General features: G+C 74.2%; 20 protein-coding genes. 9 read left to right on the top strand and 11 right to left on the bottom strand.

The annotated features are described in order from the left end of the window. Positions 1-45: 45 nt before the first annotated feature. The 3 genes from AB0F71_RS21395 to AB0F71_RS21385 form a co-directional block, all read right to left on the bottom strand. Positions 46-1,215, bottom strand: coding sequence for a damage-control phosphatase ARMT1 family protein (locus AB0F71_RS21395; RefSeq protein WP_360236730.1), 1,170 nt, complete (start codon positions 1,213-1,215; stop codon positions 46-48). A 479-nt stretch (positions 1,216-1,694) separates the two neighbouring features. After that, positions 1,695-2,255 (bottom strand): GNAT family N-acetyltransferase, encoded by a 561-nt coding sequence (locus AB0F71_RS21390; RefSeq protein WP_360236727.1) that lies wholly within the window; start codon positions 2,253-2,255, stop codon positions 1,695-1,697. 7 nt (positions 2,256-2,262) lie between these two features. Then, positions 2,263-2,502, bottom strand: coding sequence for a hypothetical protein (locus AB0F71_RS21385; RefSeq protein WP_360236724.1), 240 nt, complete (start codon positions 2,500-2,502; stop codon positions 2,263-2,265). Positions 2,503-2,529: 27 nt separating this feature from the next. Between AB0F71_RS21385 and AB0F71_RS21380 the strand changes: the two genes are divergently transcribed. Further along, a complete protein-coding gene (locus tag AB0F71_RS21380; protein ID WP_360236721.1) occupies positions 2,530-3,609 on the top strand; it encodes an NAD(P)-dependent oxidoreductase in 1,080 nt (359 codons plus the stop codon). 103 nt (positions 3,610-3,712) lie between these two features. Here AB0F71_RS21380 and AB0F71_RS21375 read toward each other — a convergent pair whose 3' ends face one another. Continuing rightward, positions 3,713-4,339, bottom strand: a complete 627-nt coding sequence (locus tag AB0F71_RS21375) for a DUF4937 domain-containing protein (RefSeq protein ID WP_360236718.1) — start codon at positions 4,337-4,339, stop codon at positions 3,713-3,715. A gap of 184 nt (positions 4,340-4,523) precedes the next feature. On the opposite strand from AB0F71_RS21375, the gene AB0F71_RS21370 reads away from it, so the two are divergent. From AB0F71_RS21370 to AB0F71_RS21355, 4 genes are all read left to right on the top strand, one after another. Next, positions 4,524-5,246, top strand: a complete 723-nt coding sequence (locus AB0F71_RS21370) for a ribonuclease H (protein ID WP_360236715.1) — start codon at positions 4,524-4,526, stop codon at positions 5,244-5,246. Between the two features lie 71 nt (positions 5,247-5,317). Next, positions 5,318-6,031 (top strand): hypothetical protein, encoded by a 714-nt coding sequence (locus AB0F71_RS21365; protein ID WP_360236712.1) that lies wholly within the window; start codon positions 5,318-5,320, stop codon positions 6,029-6,031. A gap of 148 nt (positions 6,032-6,179) precedes the next feature. Beyond that, positions 6,180-6,488, top strand: a complete 309-nt coding sequence (locus tag AB0F71_RS21360; RefSeq protein WP_360236709.1) for a hypothetical protein — start codon at positions 6,180-6,182, stop codon at positions 6,486-6,488. Positions 6,489-6,497: 9 nt separating this feature from the next. Further along, positions 6,498-8,315: a DUF1003 domain-containing protein gene (locus tag AB0F71_RS21355; protein ID WP_360236706.1), complete on the top strand. Its 1,818-nt coding sequence runs from the start codon at positions 6,498-6,500 to the stop codon at positions 8,313-8,315. A 102-nt stretch (positions 8,316-8,417) separates the two neighbouring features. On the opposite strand, the gene AB0F71_RS21350 is transcribed toward AB0F71_RS21355, so the two are convergent. The 5 genes from AB0F71_RS21350 to AB0F71_RS21330 form a co-directional block, all read right to left on the bottom strand. Then, a complete protein-coding gene (locus AB0F71_RS21350) occupies positions 8,418-9,590 on the bottom strand; it encodes a hypothetical protein (RefSeq protein WP_360236703.1) in 1,173 nt (390 codons plus the stop codon). Between the two features lie 292 nt (positions 9,591-9,882). After that, complete coding sequence (locus AB0F71_RS21345; RefSeq protein ID WP_360236700.1) at positions 9,883-10,779, bottom strand: carbohydrate ABC transporter permease; 897 nt, start codon at positions 10,777-10,779, stop codon at positions 9,883-9,885. After that, a complete protein-coding gene (locus tag AB0F71_RS21340; protein WP_360236697.1) occupies positions 10,766-11,854 on the bottom strand; it encodes a sugar ABC transporter permease in 1,089 nt (362 codons plus the stop codon). Before AB0F71_RS21340 ends, AB0F71_RS21345 begins: the two co-directional genes overlap by 14 nt. Continuing rightward, positions 11,844-13,097: an extracellular solute-binding protein gene (locus tag AB0F71_RS21335; RefSeq protein WP_360236695.1), complete on the bottom strand. Its 1,254-nt coding sequence runs from the start codon at positions 13,095-13,097 to the stop codon at positions 11,844-11,846. Before AB0F71_RS21335 ends, AB0F71_RS21340 begins: the two co-directional genes overlap by 11 nt. 112 nt (positions 13,098-13,209) lie before the next feature. Beyond that, the gene (locus tag AB0F71_RS21330) at positions 13,210-14,244 is read right to left on the bottom strand and encodes a LacI family DNA-binding transcriptional regulator (protein WP_360236692.1); all 1,035 of its coding nucleotides are present in this window, start codon (positions 14,242-14,244) and stop codon (positions 13,210-13,212) included. A gap of 124 nt (positions 14,245-14,368) precedes the next feature. On the opposite strand from AB0F71_RS21330, the gene AB0F71_RS21325 reads away from it, so the two are divergent. The 3 genes from AB0F71_RS21325 to AB0F71_RS21315 all read left to right on the top strand — a co-directional run bounded on the left by AB0F71_RS21325 (position 14,369) and on the right by AB0F71_RS21315 (position 18,427). Beyond that, on the top strand, positions 14,369-16,462 hold the full coding sequence (locus AB0F71_RS21325; RefSeq protein ID WP_360236689.1) for a glycogen debranching N-terminal domain-containing protein: 2,094 nt from the start codon (positions 14,369-14,371) through the stop codon (positions 16,460-16,462). Between the two features lie 260 nt (positions 16,463-16,722). Next, a complete protein-coding gene (locus AB0F71_RS21320; RefSeq protein WP_360236687.1) occupies positions 16,723-17,505 on the top strand; it encodes a hypothetical protein in 783 nt (260 codons plus the stop codon). Between the two features lie 211 nt (positions 17,506-17,716). After that, a complete protein-coding gene (locus tag AB0F71_RS21315) occupies positions 17,717-18,427 on the top strand; it encodes a hypothetical protein (protein ID WP_360236684.1) in 711 nt (236 codons plus the stop codon). On the opposite strand, the gene AB0F71_RS21310 is transcribed toward AB0F71_RS21315, so the two are convergent. Next, entirely contained in the window at positions 18,403-18,825 is a 423-nt protein-coding gene (locus AB0F71_RS21310; protein WP_360236681.1) for a helix-turn-helix domain-containing protein, read from the bottom strand. The two genes, AB0F71_RS21315 and AB0F71_RS21310, sit on opposite strands and share 25 nt — an antisense overlap. Before the next feature lie 113 nt (positions 18,826-18,938). Between AB0F71_RS21310 and AB0F71_RS21305 the strand changes: the two genes are divergently transcribed. Next, positions 18,939-19,778 (top strand): NAD(P)H-binding protein, encoded by an 840-nt coding sequence (locus AB0F71_RS21305; RefSeq protein ID WP_360236677.1) that lies wholly within the window; start codon positions 18,939-18,941, stop codon positions 19,776-19,778. A gap of 245 nt (positions 19,779-20,023) precedes the next feature. Here AB0F71_RS21305 and AB0F71_RS21300 read toward each other — a convergent pair. Next, positions 20,024-20,680, bottom strand: a 657-nt coding sequence (locus AB0F71_RS21300) for an MFS transporter (protein ID WP_360236674.1), incomplete at its 5' end; no start/stop codon positions are given.

The following is a 20,680-nucleotide window of genomic DNA, read 5'->3' as shown; positions in this document are numbered from 1 at the left end:
GTTGCGGGCGTGCCTCGGTGACGGACGGTCACACCGTAGCCCCCGCTACCGGTGCGTGTGGACCTGGATCACGGCGTGGCGGCCGGTGGTGCGCCACGGTGTGCCGGTGGCGTCGAGCTGGGCGACGGTGGTGGGGGCGAGGCCGACGACCACGTCGGACTTCAAGGTGCGCAGGGCGGCGACGGGCGAGGGGAAGTGCCCGGCCGCGGTGCGGAACGGGGTGGTCGGCGGCCAGTGGCGGTCGCCCACCAGGCGGCGGTAGTTGAGGTCGCCCTTGAGGATCGTCAGCGCGGCGCCCGCGAGTTCGGACCGCAGGTCGTCCGGCAGGTCGTGGTACGGGAGCGGCGCGCAGAAGAACGGGTGGGTGCGGATGGTGAGCGCGCCGTCGTTCAACGCCCGCCACAGGCGGCGGCCGACGGCCCCGGCCGCCGGTGACGGCGCGGTGCGCAGGCGCTCGACCGCGGCGAGGGCGTCGGCCGTGGTCGCGTCCGACACGAAGTACGGCCGGGGCTTCACCTGGAGGACGACCTCGGCCACCGGGCCGGTCCGCAGGAGGTGGTCGATCAGGACGAGGTCCGGCAGCAGCTCCCGGCCGGCGTTGTCCGCGATGACGTGGACCCGCCCGCCGCCGGCCCGCTGCAGCTCGGCCCGGAGCAGCGCGCTGTCGTCGGCGAGCAGGTCGGCGTCGGCCGGTCCGCCGCCGGGCCCCGCGGTGAGCTGGAAGCTCAGGTCGGCGCGGTTGCCCCACAGCGCGGACCGCAGCAGCGCGTCCGACCGGCGCGGCTCCGGCAGGGCGTCGAGCCCGTCGAGCGCGGCCAGCTCCTCGTCGACGGCCGGACCGGCCAGTTCGGCGTGCTTGAACGGGGCGAACGGGTCGACGCCCTGCCAGGCGCCGGGCCCGAAGTACCCGGTGGCGTCGAGCAGCCGGTGGTAGAACCAGCTCTCCGCCCACAGGAACGGCGCCTCGCCCCACGGCCTGCCCCACAGGCCCTCGCCCCACGCCAGCCAGCGGGCGGCGTCCGGCCCGTCCGCGGCCGGTGGCTCCAGGACGCCGCTGGTGCTCTCCGCGAGCAGCCGCTCCACGGCTGCCCGCTGCTCCGGGCCGTACGGGAGGGCGCCGAGGACCCGGCGGACCAGTTCGGGGTGGCGCTCGTGGAAGACGCCCCAGGCGAAGGAGCCGGGGGCGTCGCTGCGGATCACGGGGGCGTTCGGCACGGTGGGGCTCGGCTTTCTCGTCGTCCTTCTCGTCGCCGCCGCCGAGGGGAGGGGGGTTGCGGGGGCCGGGGCGGCGGCTGGAGCCGAGGGTAGACGATCAAGGGTGCCGGAGGGGGCGGCCGTGGCCGGGGAGTCGGGGAGCCGGGGCGGCGGGGCGGCGCGGAGGTGGCGGGAGGAAAAGTGTTATCCGGCGTGCCGAGCGGGGCTCTCCTGGGCGTGGGAACGAACGCGCAAGGCCGCAGCAGAGGGTATGCGGCCGGCCTGCGGGGTTCGAAATGGGGCGCTCCGCACGGAGGCGTGAGTCTCCGGTCGCGTTCGTTCCCACGGCGCCCGGCCGGATCGTCCCGTCCGACCGGCGCCGCCCGGCGGTCCGCCCGCAATCCCCCACGGCGGCGGACCGCCGGGCCCTCGTACCACCGGGCCGGTCGGCGGTCAGCTGGTCTGGCGATCAGCTGGTCCGGCGGTCAGTTGGCTGCCCGTCAGCTCCGTCGGAGCCGCCAGATCTGCTCCTCGCCGGTCTCGGCCGGGGCGAGCGCCTCGGCCGGGCGGCGTGCGTGCACGGTGAAGCCGAGGCGGGCCGGGACGGCGCCGCTGGCGAGGTTGGCCGGGTCGTGCACGATCTCGACGAAGTCCACGCCGGGGAGCCGGAAGGCCTGGCCGACCAGCGCCCGGGCGGTACGGGTGGCGATGCCGCGGCCGGTGGCGGCCGGGTGCAGCCAGTAGCCGATCTCCCGGCCGTTGTCGGCGGTGTCCGCGCGCCGGAAGAGCCCGCAGGCGCCGACGATCGCGCCGTCCAGCAGGATCGCGTAGGTGAAGTCCTCGCCGCTCTCCCACTTCCCCGGCCGCTCGGCCAGGAACTCGGCGGTCTTGGCCTCGCTGTGCTCCGCGACCCACGGCATCCAGGGCCGCAGGTGCTCCAGCGACTCCTCGATGACCCGGAAGAACTCGGGGAAGTCCGCCTCGCCGCGGAAACGGCGCAGCGTCACCTCGCCCAGGTCGATCTCCTCTTCCGCCTGCTCCGTCTGCTCTGTCGGCTCCATTCACGGATCATGGTCGTGACCCCGCCGCCCGCGCAACGGGATTTCGGCGTCCCCGCAGGAGGTGGAGCAGTGCGTCGACGACGGCCGCGACACCGGCGATGAGCAGCGGGGACAGGTCGGCGACGCCCACCATGGCGACGTCGAACCGGGGGTTCTCGGCGGCCTCGGTGAACTCCGGGTCCACCAGGCCGTCCGGATCCTCGGTGACGCCGGCGGCCGGCGCGGCGGTGTCAGTGGTACCGGGCATGATCGGGGGTGGCTGCACACTGACGGCGTGGGCGTGAGGGGGGTGGTGGCCGTGGGGCCGAGGCGGGTTCTGGTGCTGGACGCGGCGCCCGGGGAGTTGCTCGACCGGGAGCTGGAGCGGCTGTGCGGGCACGGTCTGGCCGTCACGCTGAACCTGCGGCGGGTGGCGGATCCGGCGGGGGTGACGGCCCGGTGGGCGGAGCGGGTGGAGTTCACCGACGTCGACCTGTTCGACGAGGCGGTACTGACCGCCGAGCTGGTGCGGGGCGGGCTGGGCTTCCACGCGCTCAAGTCCCGTGCGGGGGTCCCGCTGCGCGCCGCGCTCCTGGCGGCGGCGACGGACCCCGCGTTGGCCCACCGGCTGGGGGTGATCGGACGGGCGGGCGCCGGCACCGACCACGTCGACCTGACGGCCGCCGCCCGGCACGGCGTCGCCGTCACCCACACGCCCGGCTCCAACGCGAACGCCGTCGCCGAGTTCGCGCTGGCCCAGCTGCTCGCCCTGACCAGGAACCTGGTGCCGTACAACGAGGCCGCGCAGCAGGGCCGTTGGAGCACGCCGGGCGCGCCGGCGGTCGGGCTGTCGGAGCTGACCCTGGGCATCCTCGGGCTGGGCCGGATCGGACGGGCGCTGGCGGAGCGGGCCACGGCGCTGGGCATGAGCGTCCAGGCCCTCACCCGGCACCCGGCCCGCGCCGCCGTACGCCCGGTCGCCGACCTGGACGCCCTGCTCGCCACCAGCGACGTGGTGTCCCTGCACGTCCCGCTCACCCCGGACACCCGGGGGCTGATCGGCCGGGCGGAACTGGCCCGGATGCGGCCCGGTTCGATCCTGCTGAACACCGCCCGCGGCGGCATCGTCGACGAGCAGGCCCTCGCCGAGGCCCTCCGCGACCCGGCCCACCCACTGGCGGCGGCCGCCGTGGACACCTTCGCCCACGAGCACGCCGCCTTCGCCTCACCACTCTCCGGGCTGCCCAACGCCCTGCTCACCCCGCACGTCGCCGGGATGACCAGGGGTGCCATGGCCGAGGCGGCCCTGCGCTGCGCCGACCACGTCTCCGCGCTGCTCGCGGGTCGGCCGGAGGGGGTGCCGGTGGTGCGCTGACCCAGGGTCAGGGCCAGGGGCGTCGGCGGTCACGCCTGACGCCCGAGGATGTCAGTGCAGGGGGCTGAACGGAAAGAGGCTGCCCGCGGGCACCGCGCGGCGCCTACTTGACGTGCCAGGTGGGTTCCAGGGGTACGACGTGGCCGGTCAAGGTGGCGACGTCGGCGGGGACGTTCGCGCGGGTGCGCAGGGTGGGGAAGGTGTGGGTGGTGTAGTCCGCGTGGGCCTCGGGGGAGGTCCAGAGGGTGGTGACCAGGTAGCGGTCGGCGGCGAGGCGGGTGACGGTGCCGGCGAGGAGGCCGCCGGCCGCGGCCATGCCGGGGGCCCAGATGTCGCGTTGGACGGTGAGGAAGTGGTCGGCGCGGGCCGGGAGGAGGTGGCAGTCGGCGGCGCGCAGCAGGGTGGCGTGCCGGAGGGCCTCCGGGAGGGAGGGGGCCGCGCCGGGGAAGGCCTGGACGACCGGGCCGGTGGCGACCCGGATCGAGTCCCAACTGCCCTGCTGGGCGGCCTCGGTGGCGACCTCGTCGTGGCGCTCGCGCATGAAGCGGTCGTAGGCGGCCCGGTCCGTCCAGAGGGCGTACAGCAGGGCCCGGTCGCCGGTGCGGTCCCAGCCGCCCAGTTGCCCGAGCAGCCCCGGCTGGTCCGCGATCGCCGACCAGCGGCGCTGACCGGCGGCGAAGGCCGCGCGGGCGCCGGGCCGGACTCGGCAGTCGATCCACTTGCCCCACATGGGGGCCATCATGCTGCGCCGGGCGGGCCGAGCGGCAATCGGCCGGAGGTCGCGGGCGGGCTCGGGCCACGGGCGTAGGGCCGCCCGGTGGCTCCGTTCAGCTGGTCCGCCGCGCTGCTGCTGCCCCTGCTGCGCAGCTGACCCGCTTTGGCTCCGAGGCGCCTGACCAGGCATGATCGGGGGCATGGTCGAACGAGTCATTGCAGCGTGTGACGGAGCAGCCAAGGGCAACCCCGGCCCGGCGGCCTGGGCCTACGTGGTCGCGGACGCCACCGGGGCGCCCCAGCGCTGGGAGGCGGGGCCGCTCGGGCACAGCACCAACAACATCGGCGAGCTGACGGCGCTTCAACAGCTGCTGTCCGCCACCGACCCGGCCGTCCCGCTGGAGGTCCGGCTCGACAGCACCTACACCCGGGACTCGGTCACCAAGTGGCTCAAGGGCTGGAAGCGCAACGGCTGGAAGACGGCCGCGGGCAAGCCGGTGGCCAACCGTGAGCTGATCCAGCGGATCGACGAGCTGCTGGAGGGCCGGGACGTCACCTTCGTCTACGTCCCCGCCCACCAGGTGGACGGCGACCCGCTGAATGCCATCGCCGACAAGGCCGCCAGCGACGCCGCCCGCACCCAGCAGGCCGCCGCCGGGACGGCCGCCGACCTGCCGGTGCCCGACCCGGCCGCGGCGGTCAAGACGCCCCGGGCCGCGAAGCCGCGCACCGCCTCCGCCGGGACCGGCACCGGAACCGGCACCGGCACCGGAGCCGCCAAGCGCAGTGGCGGCGGCTCGCGCACCCTGAACGCCCGCTTCCCCGGCACCTGCCCGTGCAGCCGCCCGTACGCCAAGGGTGACAAGATCACCAAGGTCGGCAGCAGCTGGGGCCACCCGGAGTGCGCCGCCGCTCACGCCTGAGCACCGCCGGGACGCCGCCTGAGTACGGGTACTCAGGCGGCGGCCCGGCCCGGCCGGGCACGATGGTGATCATGACGAAGCGTGTTCGGACGGACGGCCGGGGCGGCCGCAAGGCGGTGCGGGTGGCACTGGTCACGACGGTCGCCGGAGCGGCGGTGCTCGGTACGGTCGGCTACCGCGGCGCCGTGACGGTCGCGGCGGAGGTCCCGCGGGTCTGGTCGGGGGAGCCGTACCCGGTGGCCGACCCGGCCGCCGTCGCCGCGCACCTGGACGCCCGGACCCAGGCCGTCTACGACGCCCTCGCCCTGCCGCCCGGCGTGGCACTGACCCCGGCGCGGGTCGGCGACGACGGGATCACCGCCCGGGTCCAGGGCGTCTGCCACGCCCGCGGCCTGGAGCACCTCCTGGAGAGCATGAACGACGGGGGCGCCGACCAGCCCCGCACGGCCGTGCTCAGCGCCCACTTCACCCTCGCCGGGGTCAGCCCGGCCCAGTGGACGGAGGCCCTGGGGCGCGCCCGGACGACCCTGACCGCCCAGGGCTGGACGGTCGTCTCGGTGGACGAGTCCGCGCCCGTCCCTAGCCTGAGCCTGGCACCGCCCTCGGACGGCCCGGGATCCCTCGCCGAGGGCGCCTCGCTCCGCTACGACCCGGTGGCCCGCACCCTCACCGTCGGCGCGGGCGCCGAGTGCTCCCGCTTCACCGACGGCACCGCGGTGGACCAGGCCGGGGAGCCGACCGCGCTGCCGACCCCCACCGCCCCGAAGCAACTGCGCGCCCGCTGAGTACCCGACCCACCGCGCTCCGTACAGCCGGGTGAACAGACCGGCCGAGCAGACCGGCGAACCAGTACCGGCGGACCAGCACCGGCGAACCAGCACCGGTGAACCGGCACCGGCGGACCAGTACCGGAGGAGCGAGGAGGTGGGCCCGGTGATCGTCTCCGAGACCGCGGAGTTCCACATCGGCGACCGGGTGTGGGTGTACCGCGAATCCTCCTACGGCACGGTGGAAAGCGCCGTCGTGGTGGACGCCCCCGCGGACCGCAGTCTGCGGCTGGAGTTCGCCGACGGCCACCGCAACCACCTGCGCCACGGCCGGGTCGAGCTGCACGGCCTGCACCGTACGGGTGTTGACGGAGCGTTAAGATCCTGCCCCGGAGAGCCTCCGCCCGCCCAGGCCGCCCCGGCCGCTGCCATCATGGGCACGACTCCGGCGGCGGGCGCCGGCGTTCGACCGTGAGGAGCGGGCGTGACGGAAGCCGGTACGGCGATCGACCAGCCGCGGCAGCAACCGGTGACGGTGGCGGACGAACAGGTCGGGCTGAACGGCGCGATCGCGGCCGCGCTGACCCGGGCCGTGGGCTCGATGCCCGCCCTGTACGTGACCCTGGTGCTGGTCGCCGGCTGGATGGCGCTGGCGACCTGGGGGCCGCTGCACTCGATCGACCCCTACCCCTTCGGCTTCCTGCTGTTCCTGGACAACGTCGTCCAACTGGCGCTCTGCCTGGCGATCCTGGTCGGCCAGCGGGTGCTGGGCCAGGCCGCCGACCGCAGGGCGGTGCAGACCTACGAGAACGCCGAGGCGATCTTCGCCAGGGTCGCCGACCTCCAGGCGCACCTGGACCGGCACGACCGGGCGCTCGGGCGCGGGGTGAGCCTGCTGGAGACCAGCGGGCACCCGTGGATCCAGCGGCACCGGGTGCAGCCGCCGCCGCAGGCCCTGGACCAGGTCGCCGGGGTCAATGGGCGGATCGCCGCCTGGCTGACCGGGCGGCTGGGCAGCATGTGGGCCTTCTACCTCGCCGCCGTGACCCAGGTGCTCTGGATCGGCCTGTCCCAGCTCGGGGTGCAGACCTTCGACCCGTACCCGTTCGCCTTCATGAGCTTCCTGTCCACCCTGGCCCAGCTGGTCTTCATGATCGTGATCATGGTCGGGCAGGACGTACTGGGCAAGGCCGGCGACCGCCGGGCCGAGCAGACCCTGCTGGACGCCGAGGCCGTGCTGCACGAGTGCGGCCGGATGAAGGCCCGGCTGGAGGCGCAGGGGAGGGTGATCGAGAGCCTGGCCGACTACACCGACGCCCAGGTCACCCGGCAACTGGCCCGGGCCATCCACCGCAGCCGGGTGGCCGCCGCGGTCGAGGACGGCGAGGAGGCGGGCAGCCGCCCGGCCCTGCTGCCCTGGGAGGAACTGCCCGAGGAACTGCGGACGGCCAACCGGCGCCAGGCCCGCCAGCTCGGCGAGCGCCTCGCCGCGGTCGGCTGCCTGATGGTGCCCACCTCCGAGCAGGTCGCCCCGGACGCCGTCGGCGGCTTCGAGGACTTCACCGAGGAGGAGGCCGAGGTGCTGGCCCGGCTGGAGCACGAGCACGAGCACCGCTACGGCACGGGCGCCGAACCGGAGGCGCTGCTCCCCGGCCAGCGGGACGGCCGGGCGGTGTTCCTGCCCTGGGAGGAGCTGTCGGACCGGGCCCGGGCCCGTACGGTGGAGTCGGTGCGGCTGATCCCCGCCGTGCTCGCCGAGGTCGGCTTCCAGGTGATCCGGATCGGCCGGGTCGCCGACGGCGCGGGGGAGTTGGACTTCACCCCCGAGGAATGGACGACGCTGGGCCGGGCCCTGATGGCCTCCGGCGTGCTGGTCGCCCTCGCCGAGGGCGTCGCGGACCCGGAGGAGGTGATAGCGATCGTCAAGCTGCTGCGCGAGGCGAGCAGCACCCATCCGCGGCGCTTCGTCCGCGAGTTGGCGGCGGCCTCGACCTTCGACACCGGGCTGCGCCCCGACACCCGCTACGCCGGGTACCGCGGGCCCGCGCTGGAGACGATCCGGGCCGCCACCCGGATCGTGGCCGAGCGGGCCCCGGACGAACTCGCCGGGTACCGGGAACTCCTGCTGGAGATCGCGACCGTGGTCGCGGACGCCAACGAGGAGGGCGGCATCCTCGGTCTGGGTGCCCGTACCCGGGTGCCGAACGAGGTGGCCGCCATGGAGGCCGTCCGGGCCGCGAGCCTGGGCGAGCCCGAGGCCGCGCCGGCGCGGGCCAGGACGGGCCCGCGCAAGCGCGGTTGAACGGACGCGACCGGCCGACCGCGGGAGCGGCCGGTCGGTCGGTGCGTCAGGGACGCATGCGGGGGCGCGTCAGAGGCGGTAGCGGCACCCCTCAGGAGCGGGTCACTTCTCCTCGGCCATCGCCTTGATGTCCTCGAAGCCCAGCCCCATCTTGTTGAACGCCTTGGCCTGGGCCTCCGACATGCCGAGCGCGGCCAGCGACTTGAGCTGGGCGTCGGTCAGCGGCGCGGCCTCGGTGTTGAACGGCGGGACGCCGGTGGCGTCGTCCCCGGCGGTCGGGTCCTGGCCGCCGGTGGCCAGCGCGAGGAAGGACTTCATCAGGTCCTCGCTGGTCATCGGGGTGGCGTCGGCCGGGGCCTCGACCTTCGGCGCGTCCTGGTTGAAGGCGAGCTTCACCGGGAAGCTGACGCCCGGGTCGACCTTCTTCTCCAGCTGCGACAGGTCGAAGGTGGCCGAGTTGAGCGCGCCGTCCTTGAGGTACAGGTCGACGCCGACCTTGCGGTCCGGGACGTCGGTCGGGGCCTCGGTCGGGAACTTCTTGAACTGCTGCGGGAACTTGGCGGAGAGCGGCTTGACGGCCTTGTACAGCTCGTCCACGGCCTGGCGGGCCGGGGCGCTCATCCAGATGTGCTCGGTGCCGTCCTTCGTGCCCTTGTCCTCGAAGGTGACCGTCCGGTTGAACACGTCCTTGAGCGAGTTGAGGAGCTCCTTGCCGGCGGCCGGGTCGACCGAGGGCACGGCCTCCGGCTTGCCGCCCTTGGCGCCGTCCTGCTTCTTGGCCTCGTCCGCGAGCTGCTGGAGGTCGAGCGAGACCCACTTGCCGTCCAGCAGGCTCTTGGCGGGGGCCAGGTCGGGGGAGAGGTCCTTGGCGATGGTGTCGGCCTCGGCCGGGTCCTGGCCGGTGAGCTTGAGCACGCTCTTGAGGTCGAGGTGCAGGAAGCCCTTGGCGTCGACCTGGCGGTACTCGAGGAGCGGGGTGCCCTTCTTGTCCGCGACGAGGTAGGAGATCCGCACCGACTTGTCGAGCGTGATGTCCTGCTGGTTCTTCCGGTCGCCCGCCCCCGCGTTCTTGACGGCGTCGAGGTCCTTGAGCGGCTTGTCGGCCGAGACCGCGACGGAGACCGAGAGGCCGGACAGGCTCTTCGCGCTCTGCTCGTCGATCGCCTCGCCGCCGCTGGCCTTGGTGAAGGCGACGATCTGCTCCGGGGTGGCGTCCACGGAGAGGGTGAAGTCGGCGGACTTGCCGTCACCGACCTTGCCGAAGGCCTTCGACACCTTCTGGCCGGCCGAGAGCTGCTCGGCGGTGCCGCAGGCGGTGAGGCCGGCGGCGAGGACGGAGGCGGTGACGGCGACGGGCAGCGCACCGCGGGCGGCCGTGCGGATGGCGGTGTTGATGGTGGAACTCCTGGTCTGACGGGGCCTGAGTGAAACGGGTCAGGCCATTCCCTCCCCTGCGGTGAGGAGCGCCGCAGCGTACACAGGCGATCACATTATCAGCAAGAAAGCACCTGATTATTGACCTCAGCTTTAACTGAACAGGCCGATATGCGTACCTTTTGGCTGGTTTTCAGCCCTTTGACGAGCCGGAGTTGGCACCCCGGACGAATTGGCGCTGGAAGCAGAAGAACAGCACCGCCACCGGCACGGTGGAGACCAGCGCCGCCGCCAGCTTGAGCGGGTACTGCGTCCCGGAGCCGAGGCCGCCGGAGACGAAGTGCGCCAGACCCGTCGTCAGGGTGTCGTGCTCACTGGACTGGGTGGAGACCAGGAAGTGGGTGAACTCGTTCCAGGAGCCCTGGAAGGACAGCACGGTGAGGGCGATCAGCGAGGGCCGGGACATCGGCAGCACCACCGACCAGAAGATCCGGAACGTCCCGGCGCCGTCGATCCGCGCCGCCTCCTCGATCTCGCGCGGCACCGAGACGAAGAACTGCCGCATGATGAAGATCCCGGCGGCGTCGACCAGCAGCGGCAGCACCATCCCACCGTAGGTGTCGAACATCCCGAAGCTCTTGAGCACCAGGAACTTCGGGATCAGCAGCACCACACCCGGCACCGCCATCACCGCCAGCACGAAGCCGTACAGCAGCCGGCGGCCGGGGAAGGCGATCCGGGCCAGGGCGTAGCCCGCCATCGAGTCGAACAGCACCCGCCCGGCCGTGACCAGGACGGTCACCAGCACGCTGTTGCCCAGCCAGCCGAGGAACGGCACGTTCTCCACGCCGTGCGCAAGCCCGAACAGCCGGCGGTAGGAGTCGAGGGTGCCGCCGTCCGGGAGCAGCGTCATCGGGTGGGCGGCCGCGTCCGGGTCGGTTTTGAAGCTGTTCGCCAACTGGAGCAGGAACGGCAGCAGGTAGAGCAGCGCGAAGCCGAGCAGCACGGCGTACCCGAGCAGGCGCAGCGGCCGGGGGAAGCGGGCGAGCACGGGCCGTTCCGTGCCCGTCCCGTGGTCAGCGCGCCGCACGGCGGACACCCTTCGAGCGGGGCCCCGGGGCACCGTCCCGCTCCCGCAGGGCCCACCGCTGCACGGCGGTGAGCAGCAGGACCAGGCCGAGCAGGACGAACGCGATGGCGGCGCCCTGCCCGTAGTCGGCGTTGTCGAAGCCGGAGGAGTAGGAGAGGTAGGCGGGGGTGAGGGTGGTGTTGCCGGGCGCGCCCTTGCCCATCACGTACACCTGGTCGAAGACCTGCCAGGTGGAGATCAGCCCCAGGGTCAGCACCAGGAACAGCACCGGCCGCAGGGCGGGCAGGGTGACGTGGCGCAGCACCTGGCGCCGGCCGGCGCCGTCCAGGGCGGCGGCCTCCTCCAGTTCGCGCGGGACGTCCTGGAGGGCCGCCAGGAAGATCAGCATGAAGGTGCCGGAGGTGGTCCAGACGGCCATCAGGATCAGGGTGCACATCGCGACCGAGGGCCCGGCGAACCACTCCGACCAGGCCAGCCCGAGCGGGCCGCCGGCCGTCGGCGCGGGCTGGTCCACGCCGAACCACCCCAGCACCAGCCAGACCAGCCCGCGCGGATCGGCGAACCAGTTGGGGCCCTGGACGCCGACCCAGCCCAGCATCCGGTTGACGGCGCCGCTGCCCTGGAAGAGGAACAGGAAGACCGTCGAGACGGCGATCGAGCTGGTGACGGACGGGAAGTAGAACACCGTGCGCAGGGCGCCGCGGCCGCGCAGCAGCCGCTGGTTGACGGCGAGCGCCAGGGCCAGCGCGAGCACGGTCTGCACCGGCACCGTCAGCACCACGTAGTAGAGGGTGTTGCGCAGCGAGGTGGCGAACAGGGTGCGGTCCAGGCCGTCCACGGTGAACAGCCGGCGGTAGTTGTCCAGGCCGACGAAGTCCGCGCTGCCGTCGAAGGGGTTGGACTGGCCGTCCCAGTGCAGCAGGCTCACCCACAGCGCCATCGCGATCGGCAGCACCATGAAGAGGCCGAGGACCAGGACCATGGGGGTGGTGAACAGCCAGCCCCAGGCCCCCTCGCGCAGACCGCGCAGACCGCGCAGACCGTGCAGACCGCGGGGGCGCGGGTCAGCGGGCATTCTTGACGACCTGCTCGCCGTTGCGCTGGAGGGCGGCCAGCACGGCCGCCGGGTCGGCCGTCCGCAGCGACTGGAGGTCGGTGTTGAACTGGGTCAGCACCTGGTTGAACCCGGGCACGGTGACCGGGGGTTGGGCGTGGGCGACGCCGTCCACCCAGGCCTTGGACTCCGGGTACTTCTCGGCGTAGGTGGCGAGCGCGCTGGTGCGGGAGGGCATCACGCCGAAGGCCTTGGCGAACTCCAGCTGCTGGTCGGCGGAGGTGAGCTGCTTGACCAGGTCGACGCCGGCCGCCTGGTGGCGGCTCTTGGCGGCGATGCCCCAGCAGTTGCTGAACGCCAGGGTGCCGGGGCCGGCCGGTCCGGCGGGCAGCGGGAGCACCTTGTACGGGACGTTCGGGTAGTCCTTGGCCATCGCGCCCTTGAGCCAGTTGCCCTCGATGGTCATCGCGGCCCTGCCCTTGCCGAGCGCCTCGCCGCCCCAGCCGGCGTCCACGTCGGCGACGTACTTGGCGGAGCCGGCCTTCAACAGGCCCTGGACGTACTCCAGCGCCTGCCGGTTGCCGGGGGCGTCGGCGGTCATCGCGGTCTGCTCGGGGTTGGTGATCCAGCTGCCGGCCTGCTTGAACAGGGCGCCGAGCCGCTGGTAGTCGGGGGCGGTGACCAGGCCGGTCACGCCGTCCTTGGTGAGCTTGGCGGCGTCGTCGGCGAGTTGCTGCCAGGTGGTGGGGTAGTCGGCCTCGGTGAGGCCGGCCTGCTGCCACATCGTGGTGTTGACGGCCAGGGCCAGGGTGGAGCTGTCCTTGGGCAGGCAGGTGAGCCTGCCGTCGTGGCTGAACGCCTTGCGCAGCTGCTCGGAGAAGTCCGAGGCATCGGGTATCTGCTCGCCGTAGGCGTACAACGAGCCGCCCTTGGCGTAGTTGGCGAACTGGTCGGAGTTCACGTAGAAGAGGTCCGGCGGGTTGCCGCCGGCGAAGGCCTGGCCGAGCTGCTGGTTGATGTTGCTCGCGATCTGCACGGTGACGGTGTTGCCGGTCCGTTGCGCCCAGGCGGCGGTGGCGGCCTTGACCGCCGCGGTCTCGGCCTCGCCGGAGCTGGCGATCAGGACGGTCAGGCTCTGACCGGCGCCGGTGGACTGCTTGGCCGACGTGTCCCCGAATCCGCCCGAGGAGGAGCAGCCGGTGACGGCGCCGAGGGCGACGGCCGTGCAGACGGCGGCCGTGGCGAGGGTGCGGGAGGTGGCCATGCGGATCTCCTTGCGGGGGTGGGTGGTGAACGGCCTTCGGTGGACGGGTGCTTCGGGTGGGCCTCGGCGGCGGGGATCCGGGGGAGTGGATGGGACGGGGGCGGCGCGGGCGCTACGCGCTTTCGCGGAGCACCAGCTCCGGTTCCAGCAGCACGTGTTCGACGGGCCGCCCGCGGTCGCCCAGGCGCTCCAGCAGCAGCTGCATGCAGACCCGGCCGACCGCGTCGAGCGGCTGGGCGAGGCTGGAGAGCGAGGGGAAGAGCAGCGGGGCGATCGGGGAGTCGTCGAAGCCGATCACGGCGGCCTCCGGGCCGGGGGTGCGGCCGGCCCGGCGCAGGGCCTGGTACCAGCCCAGCGCGAGGGTGTCGCTGGCGGCGACGACGGCGGTCGCGCCGCCGGCCAGCAGCTTCTCGGCGGCCTCGGTGGCGCGCTCCGGGTCGTCCGGGCTCTCCATCCGGCGGCCCCGGGTGGACAGGCCCAGTTCGCGCATCGCGCTCTGCCAGCCGCGGGCCCGGTCGTCGCCGACCCCGGAGCCCTTGGGCCAGCCGAGGAAGCCGATCCGGCGGTGGCCGAGCCCGGCCAGGTGGCGGACGGCCGCCGAGGTGCCGGCGGCGCCGTCCACGTCGACCCAGTCCCCGACGTCCTTGCCGGACCAGGTGCGGCCGAAGGCGACGAAGGGGACGCCGCGCTCGTGCAGCCAGGCCTGGCGCCGGTCGCCGCGGTCGGTGCCGCTGAGCACGAAGCCGTCGGCGCCGTGTTCGTCCAGCAGCTGCTGGTAGCGGGTGAGTCCGTCGTCCCCGGGGGCGACGGCGAACAGCACGACCCGGTAGCCGGCCCGGTCGGCGGCCTCGGAGAGCGAGTGCAGGAACTGGTCGAGGACGGGGGTCGGGACACCGGTGCTGCTGGAGCGGATGCCGTAGCCGATCAGCCGGCTGGCCCTGGTCTTGAGCGCCTGGGCGGCCCGGTGCGGGCGGTAGCCGAGTTCGTCGATGGCGCGCCGGACCCGCTCCAGCGTCTGCGGCCGCAGCAGCTCGGGCGAGTTGATCGCGTTGGACACCGTCTGACGGCCCACGCCGGCCCGGGCGGCGACCATTTCGAGGGTCACCGCGGACCCGTGGCCGATCCTGGGCGATGAGTGTGCATGCATGACGGTGATCCTAGGTTCTGTCGCCGCAAGGCTTGGCTTGGAGCGTTCCAAGCGGGGGTTCCATCAACCCCACCAGGGGAGTTAATGTCTTGGAACGCTCCAATGACAGAAAGGTTGCGCCCGGGTGGAAGCAACTGTCAAGCCCCGCACCGAGAACGAGGAGACCATGCCCGCTCCCGACCGCCAGCCCTTCCTGCACGACGCCCGGCTCTCCGTGGCCGCCCCCAGCTTCTGCGCCAGCCGCCCCGACGGCCGGATCGGCGAGGGCGCCGACGGCTTCTACCACGGCGACCGCCGCATCCTCTCCCGCCTGGAGATCGGCGCCCCCGGCATCCCCGAAGCCCCCGTCGCCACCGCCGAACTCCCGGACGGGCACACCGTCTTCGTCACCGTGCTGCGCGGCCCCGGCGAACGGACCGCCGACCCCGCCACCACCCTGGAACGCCGCCGCGAACTCCACCCCGGCCGCCTGGTCGAGCACTGCACCCTGCACAACGCCGGCGCCCGCCCCGCCCGACTGCGCCTGGAGATCCGCGCCGAGAGCGACTTCGCCGCCATGGACACCGTCAAGGCCGGCCGCACCGGCACCCCGGTCGAACCCCGCGCCGACGGTGACGACGGCCTGCGCTGGCAGGACGGCCCGCTCACCGCCGCCCTCACCCTCACCCCCGCACCCCACCACCTCGACCCCGCCACCGGCACCCTCGGCTACGACCTCGAACTCGCCCCGGGCCAGAGCTGGCACGCCGTCCTGGAGTGCACCGCCGAACACCGCGACGGCGACCTCTTCCCCGCCGCCCGCACCACCCCCTGGAGCACCCCCGAGATCACCGGCCGCGACCACCACCTCGCCCACTGGCTCACCCGCTCCCACCACGACCTGCGCGGCCTGCTGCTCGCCGACCCGCTGCGCCCCGCCGACACCTTCCTCGGCGCCGGCGCGCCCTGGTTCCTCACCCTGTTCGGCCGGGACTCGCTCTGGGCGGCCCGGATGCTGCTCCCGCTCGGCACCGACCTCGCCGCCGGCACCCTGCGCACCCTGGCCCGCCGTCAGGGCCGCGCCGTCGACCCGGCCACCGAGGAGCAGCCCGGCAAGATCCTGCACGAGGTCCGCCGCGCCGAACAGCACCTCGACACCGGCTCCCGCCTGCCGCCCCACTACTACGGCACCGCCGACGCCACCCCGCTCTGGCTCCTGCTGCTGCACGACGCCTGGCGCTGGGGCCTGCCCGCCGAGCAGGTCGAGGAGCTGCTCCCGCACGCCGAGGCCGCCCTCGACTGGCTGGAGCGCTACGCCGACGCGGACGGCGACGGCTTCCTGGAGTACGTCGACAGCACCGGCCGCGGCCTCTCCAACCAGGGCTGGAAGGACTCCTCGGACGGCATCCGGTTCCGCGACGGCCGGATCGCCGCCGCCCCGATCGCCCTCAGCGAGGTCCAGGCCTACGCCCACGAGGCCGCCGTCAAGTCCGCCGACCTGCTGGAGGCCTTCGGCCGCCCCGGCGCCGACCGGTGGCGGCAGTGGGCGCAGCGGCTGCGCGAGCGCTTCCGCGACCGGTTCTGGACCGAGGACGAGCACGGCCGCCACCCGGTGGTCGCCCTCGACCGGGACAAGCGGCCGGTCGACTCGGTCACCTCCAACCTCGGCCACCTGCTCGGCACCGGCCTGCTCACGGCCGAGGAGAGCGCGCTGGTCGCGCGGCGCCTCACCGCCCCCGGCCTGGACAGCGGCTTCGGCCTGCGCACCCTGGACACCGCCACCGCCGGTTTCAACCCGCTGGGCTACCACACCGGTTCGGTCTGGCCGCACGACACCGCCGTCGCCGTGCACGGACTGGCCCGGGCCGGCCGGCCCGAGGACGCCGCGCCGCTGGCCGCCGGACTGCTGCGCGCCGCCGCGGCCTTCGACCACCGGCTGCCCGAGCTGTACGGCGGCCACCCGCGCGAGCGCTACCACCGCCCCGTCCCGTACCCCGCCTCCTGCCGCCCGCAGGCCTGGGCGGCGGCCTCCGCCGTCCTGGTGCTCCAGGCGCTGCTCGGGCTCGCCGCGGACGCTCCCGGGCGCCGGCTGTGGGTGCGCGGGAGCGTCCCGGCCGGGTACGAGTCGCTGCGGATCGACGGGCTGACGGTGGCCGGGCTGCCGATCGAGGTGGCCACCGACCACACCGGCGCCGTCCGGCTGCGCGCCCCGGAGGGGTTCACCGTCATCACGGTCTGAGGGTCTCGTGAAGGTCCTGCATCGCCCGGCGGACCGGGCGTCAGCCGGCCGACAGCCGTCCGCCCTCGGTGAACTCCCGTCACCCGGGCCACCGTCGGGTGCTCCGTGTGCCGACTCGACCTCGCCGGGAAGCGGCCCGGCGGGGCCGCGGCCGCCCCCGGGGGCGCTGGTGTTCGAGGTGTCATCACCACCTGCTAACCTCAGCCGATTTCCCGCCGCACCGAGCCGGCGGACACGACGGGGTAAGAGGTACAGAAGACATGGCATTCCTCCGGGCCAAGCAGAAGGCCCAGGTCATCGAGAAGCTGTCGCAGGTGGCGCCGCCCGGCGAGACCTTCATCGCCTGTGTGCACGCGGAGAGCGGGCCCAGCCCGTGGCTCGCGGCCGCGCTCGGTGAGATTCCGCTCGTCGGCCTGATCATCGTGCTGACCCGCAGGTACTACTTCCTGACGCTCACCAACAGCCACGTGGTGATCAACTCGGCCAACCGCTGGAACAACCGGCCCGGCGACGTGGTCGCGGCCTTCCCGCGGCAGGCCTTCCCGGTCAGCCGGGTCAAGCGGGCGAGCATCTGGAGCTCGATGTACGTCCAGATGCCGGGCAACGCCAACCCGGTGCGGCTGAACATCCACCGCATCTGGCGGGCCGAGATGGACCAGCTGAGCGCCGCCTTCCCGCCCGGGGCGATCGACCCGAGCTCGCAGCCCTTCGACACCCCGCAGAACCAGGGCTTCCCGCCGCCGGCGTACCCGATGGGCGTCCAGGCCGGGCCCGGCCAGCAGATGATCCCGCCGCAGCCGCCGCACCAGCAGCCGCAGCAGGGCTTCGGCGCGCCGCAGGCGCAGCCGTACCCGCCGCAGCAGCCGCAGCCGTACCCGGGGGCGCAGCCGGGCCAGCCGTACCCGGCGCCGCAGGCCTACCCGCCGGCCCAGCCGTACCCGGCGCAGCCGGGGGCCCCGGTGCCCCCGCAGGGCCAGCCGTACCCGCCGCAGGTCCCGAACGTGCCGTACCCGGGGCAGCAGGGCTACCCGGGCCAGCGCTGACCGCGCGCCCGCGCCGACCGCGGCCCCGGTTCCCCGTGCGGGAGCCGAGGCCGCGGCCTTCGGTTCGGACCCGGGCCCGGACGCCGGGACCCGGCCACCGGGGGTGAGGCGGTGGTCGCCGGGCGCGGCCGGCGTCGGCTCGGCGCGCCCGCCCGGGCGGACTCTGCGAGGCTGAGAGGGACAGCAGCCTCGATCGAGGAGGCCCGCACCGATGTCAGCGCAGAGCCCGGAGCCGTCCGGGCGCAAGGCCCACCTCGCCGCGATCCGGGCCGCGGAGGTCCGGCACGCGCGGACCAGGCGGTGGCTGGTGCGCGGTCTGGTCGTCCTGGTGGTGCTCGTGGTGGTCGGCGCGATCGCGGTCGTGATCGCCGAGAACCAGGGCAGCTCAGCGCCGTCGGGCGTCCCGGCGCAGCCCCGGACCACCGCCGAGGGCCGGACCACCCCGCCGCCCTGGGACGCGCCGGCCGACGCCGCAGCGGCCGTCAAGGCGGCCGGCCTGCCGATGCTCGGCGCCGAGGGCACCGCCCTGCACATCCACACCCACCTCGACGTCTACGCCGACGGGCAGCCCGTGACCGTCCCCGCGCTGGTCGGCATCGACGAGAGCGCCCAGCGGATCAGCCCGCTGCACACCCACGACACCAGCGGGGTCGTCCACATCGAGTCGCCGGTGGCGGCCGACTTCACCCTGGGCCAGTTCCTGACCGAGTGGCAGGTCTCCGCCTCCGCGGACCACTTGGGCGGTCTGCGCACCGACGCCACCCACACGCTCACCGCGTACGTGGACGGCAAGGCGGTGGGCGGCGACCCGGCGGCGATCGTGCTGCACGCCCACGACGAGATCGCCCTGGTGTACGGCACGGCCGCCGAGAACGCCGCCGTCAAGGTGCCGAGCGGCTACGACTGGCCGAGCGGACTCTGAGCCGGCCGGGACCTTCCGCCTGGCGGTGAACCGCCGTCGAGTGGGGGCAGCCGTCGGGTGATCCGGTCGAACAGTTCCCTGAGCGGCTCGCCCAGTTCGCGGCCGAACTCGGTGAGCCCGTAGGTGACCTGGGGCGGTGTGGTCGGTGCGACCTCCCGCCGGACCAGGCCGTCCTGGACCAGGGCGCGCAGGGTCTGGGTGAGCATCTTCTCGCTGATGCCCTGGATGCTCTCGCGCAGCTCGTAGAAGCGCAGGTCGTTGCTCCGCAGGGAGATCAGCACCCAGATCCCCCAGCGGCTGGTCACGTGGTCGACGACGTCGCGCGCGGGGCAGTCGGTGTGAAACACGTCATACCGGCCCCCCGGTGCGGCCGCTCTGTACTGCGGGCCTTCCCTCATGTGTGGAGCTTACTTCAAGGTATGTCCTTACCAAAGGTAAGTCGATGCTCCTAGGTTGAGGGCCTCGGAGGACCTCCGAGAAGGACGAGCACGACGAGTGGTGGGAGCTGAACATGATCGTGGTGACCGGGGCCACCGGCAACATCGGCCGGCCGTTGACCCAGGCGCTGGCAGAGGCGGGCCGGGAGGTGACGGCGGTGTCGCGGCGGGCGGCGGCGGTGCCGGACGGCGTCCGCCACGTGGCGGCCGACCTGGCCGAGCCGGGCGCCCTCAAGCCGGTGCTGGCCGGGGCGGAGGCGCTGTTCCTGCTGCTGTCCGGCGACCTGCACGGCGCCGGGGCCCGCCCGGCCGACCTCCTCGCCGACGCCGTGGGCGCCGGGGTTCGGCGGATCGTCCTGCTCTCCACTCAGGCCGTGGTGACCAGGCCCGTCGGCCCGACGCGGATCGCGTTGCGCGCACTGGAGGACAAGCTGCGCGGGTCCGGCGTGGAGTGGAGCATCCTGCGGCCCGGCGGCTTCGCGTCCAACGCCTTCTGGTGGGCCGAGTCGGTGCGCACCGACCGGCTGGTCGCCGCGCCCTTCGGGGACGTCGGCCTGCCGATCGTCGATCCGGCCGACATCGCCGAGGTGGCGGCGGCCTGCCTGCTGGACGAGCGGCACGCCGGCGGCCGCTACGAGCTCACCGGGCCGGAGGTGATCACCCCGCGCGGGCAGGCGGCGGCCCTGGCCGCCGCGCTGGGCGAGCCGGTGCGCTTCCACGAGCTCAGCCGGGAGGAGGCCATGGCCGGCATGGCCCGGAACATGCCGGTGGAGCTGGCCGACGACACCCTGGACATCCTCGGCGCGCCCAGCCCGGCCGAGACCCGGATCAGCCCGGACGTCCAGCGGGTCCTCGGCCGGCCGCCGCGCCCCTTCGCGGACTGGGCCGCGCGCAACGTCGCCGCGTTCCGCTGAGCGAAGGTCCGTTGAGAACGGGACCGTTGGGCACGGGGCCGTTGGGCACGGGGCCGTCGAGAACGGGTCCGTTGAGCACGGGTCCGCCGGGGCGGGCCGGTCAGGGTCGCCCCGGGCCTGCCGAACGGCACCGAGCGGGCCAGGGCCCTGGGCATCGGCGTCGACGGCACCCGCTACCACAAGCCGCTCACCGCCGACGCGCCTGCGGGCGGGGACCGTGCACCGGCCCCCGCCCCGCCCCCGGTTCAGGCCAGGTCGCGCATCCGGCGGATCGGGCCGGCCAGCAGGATCACCGGGCTCACCACACTGACCACGGCGACCAGCAGCAGCGCCGTCCGCGGTCCCCAGGCCGCGGCGGCGGCCCCGGCGGCCAGGGCACCGACCGGGATCGCGCCCCAGGAGACGAAGCGGACCGTGGCCATCACCCGGGACAGCAGCTCCGGCGGGGTGTGGGTCTGCCGGTGGGTGCGGGTCACGATGCTGGTGACCACGACCCCCGCCGAGAACCCGGCGTTGCCGAGTGCGAACACGAGCGTCGCCCATCCGGGCCCGGCGAGCGGGAGCAGCAGGGCGAAGGCGGTGGCGACCACGGCCGCCCAGCGCAACGCGACAGCGCCGCCGAACCGCGCCACCAGTCGGGGCGTGGCGGCCGCGCCGAGCAGGCTGCCCAGCCCGCCGGTGGCCATCAGGGCGCCGACGGCGGCGGCCGGGGCGGCGAGGGTGCGGACCAGGAACACCGGGGTGAGCGTCATCAGCCCGCCGCAGACGAAGTTCACCGCGGTGGCGTCGGCCACGCAGGGCCGGATCACCGGGTGCCGGGTGACGAACCGCCAGCCCTCGCGGATCTGCTCGCGCATCCCGGTGCCGCCGGGGGGGCCGGGGGGGGGGCGGGCGGCCCGCGG

It is taken from the genome of Kitasatospora sp. NPDC028055 (genome assembly GCF_040637885.1).
GTDB lineage: Bacteria > Actinomycetota > Actinomycetes > Streptomycetales > Streptomycetaceae > Kitasatospora.
This window is presented reverse-complemented; position numbering and strand designations above follow the sequence as displayed.

Bases quoted from the DNA above. Each gene is read 5' to 3' on its own strand.
- AB0F71_RS21365 (WP_360236712.1), top strand. From the start codon at position 5,318: ATGACGAAGCGTGTTCGGACGGACGGCCGGGGCGGCCGCAAGGCGGTG.
- AB0F71_RS21390 (WP_360236727.1), bottom strand. From the start codon at position 2,255: ATGGAGCCGACAGAGCAGACGGAGCAGGCGGAAGAGGAGATCGACCTG.
- AB0F71_RS21370 (WP_360236715.1), top strand. From the start codon at position 4,524: ATGGTCGAACGAGTCATTGCAGCGTGTGACGGAGCAGCCAAGGGCAAC.
- AB0F71_RS21310 (WP_360236681.1), bottom strand. From the start codon at position 18,825: ATGAGGGAAGGCCCGCAGTACAGAGCGGCCGCACCGGGGGGCCGGTAT.
- AB0F71_RS21330 (WP_360236692.1), bottom strand. From the start codon at position 14,244: ATGCATGCACACTCATCGCCCAGGATCGGCCACGGGTCCGCGGTGACC.
- AB0F71_RS21385 (WP_360236724.1), bottom strand. From the start codon at position 2,502: ATGCCCGGTACCACTGACACCGCCGCGCCGGCCGCCGGCGTCACCGAG.
- AB0F71_RS21340 (WP_360236697.1), bottom strand. From the start codon at position 11,854: ATGCCCGCTGACCCGCGCCCCCGCGGTCTGCACGGTCTGCGCGGTCTG.
- AB0F71_RS21305 (WP_360236677.1), top strand. From the start codon at position 18,939: ATGATCGTGGTGACCGGGGCCACCGGCAACATCGGCCGGCCGTTGACC.
- AB0F71_RS21320 (WP_360236687.1), top strand. From the start codon at position 16,723: ATGGCATTCCTCCGGGCCAAGCAGAAGGCCCAGGTCATCGAGAAGCTG.
- AB0F71_RS21375 (WP_360236718.1), bottom strand. From the start codon at position 4,339: ATGTGGGGCAAGTGGATCGACTGCCGAGTCCGGCCCGGCGCCCGCGCG.
- AB0F71_RS21335 (WP_360236695.1), bottom strand. From the start codon at position 13,097: ATGGCCACCTCCCGCACCCTCGCCACGGCCGCCGTCTGCACGGCCGTC.
- AB0F71_RS21315 (WP_360236684.1), top strand. From the start codon at position 17,717: ATGTCAGCGCAGAGCCCGGAGCCGTCCGGGCGCAAGGCCCACCTCGCC.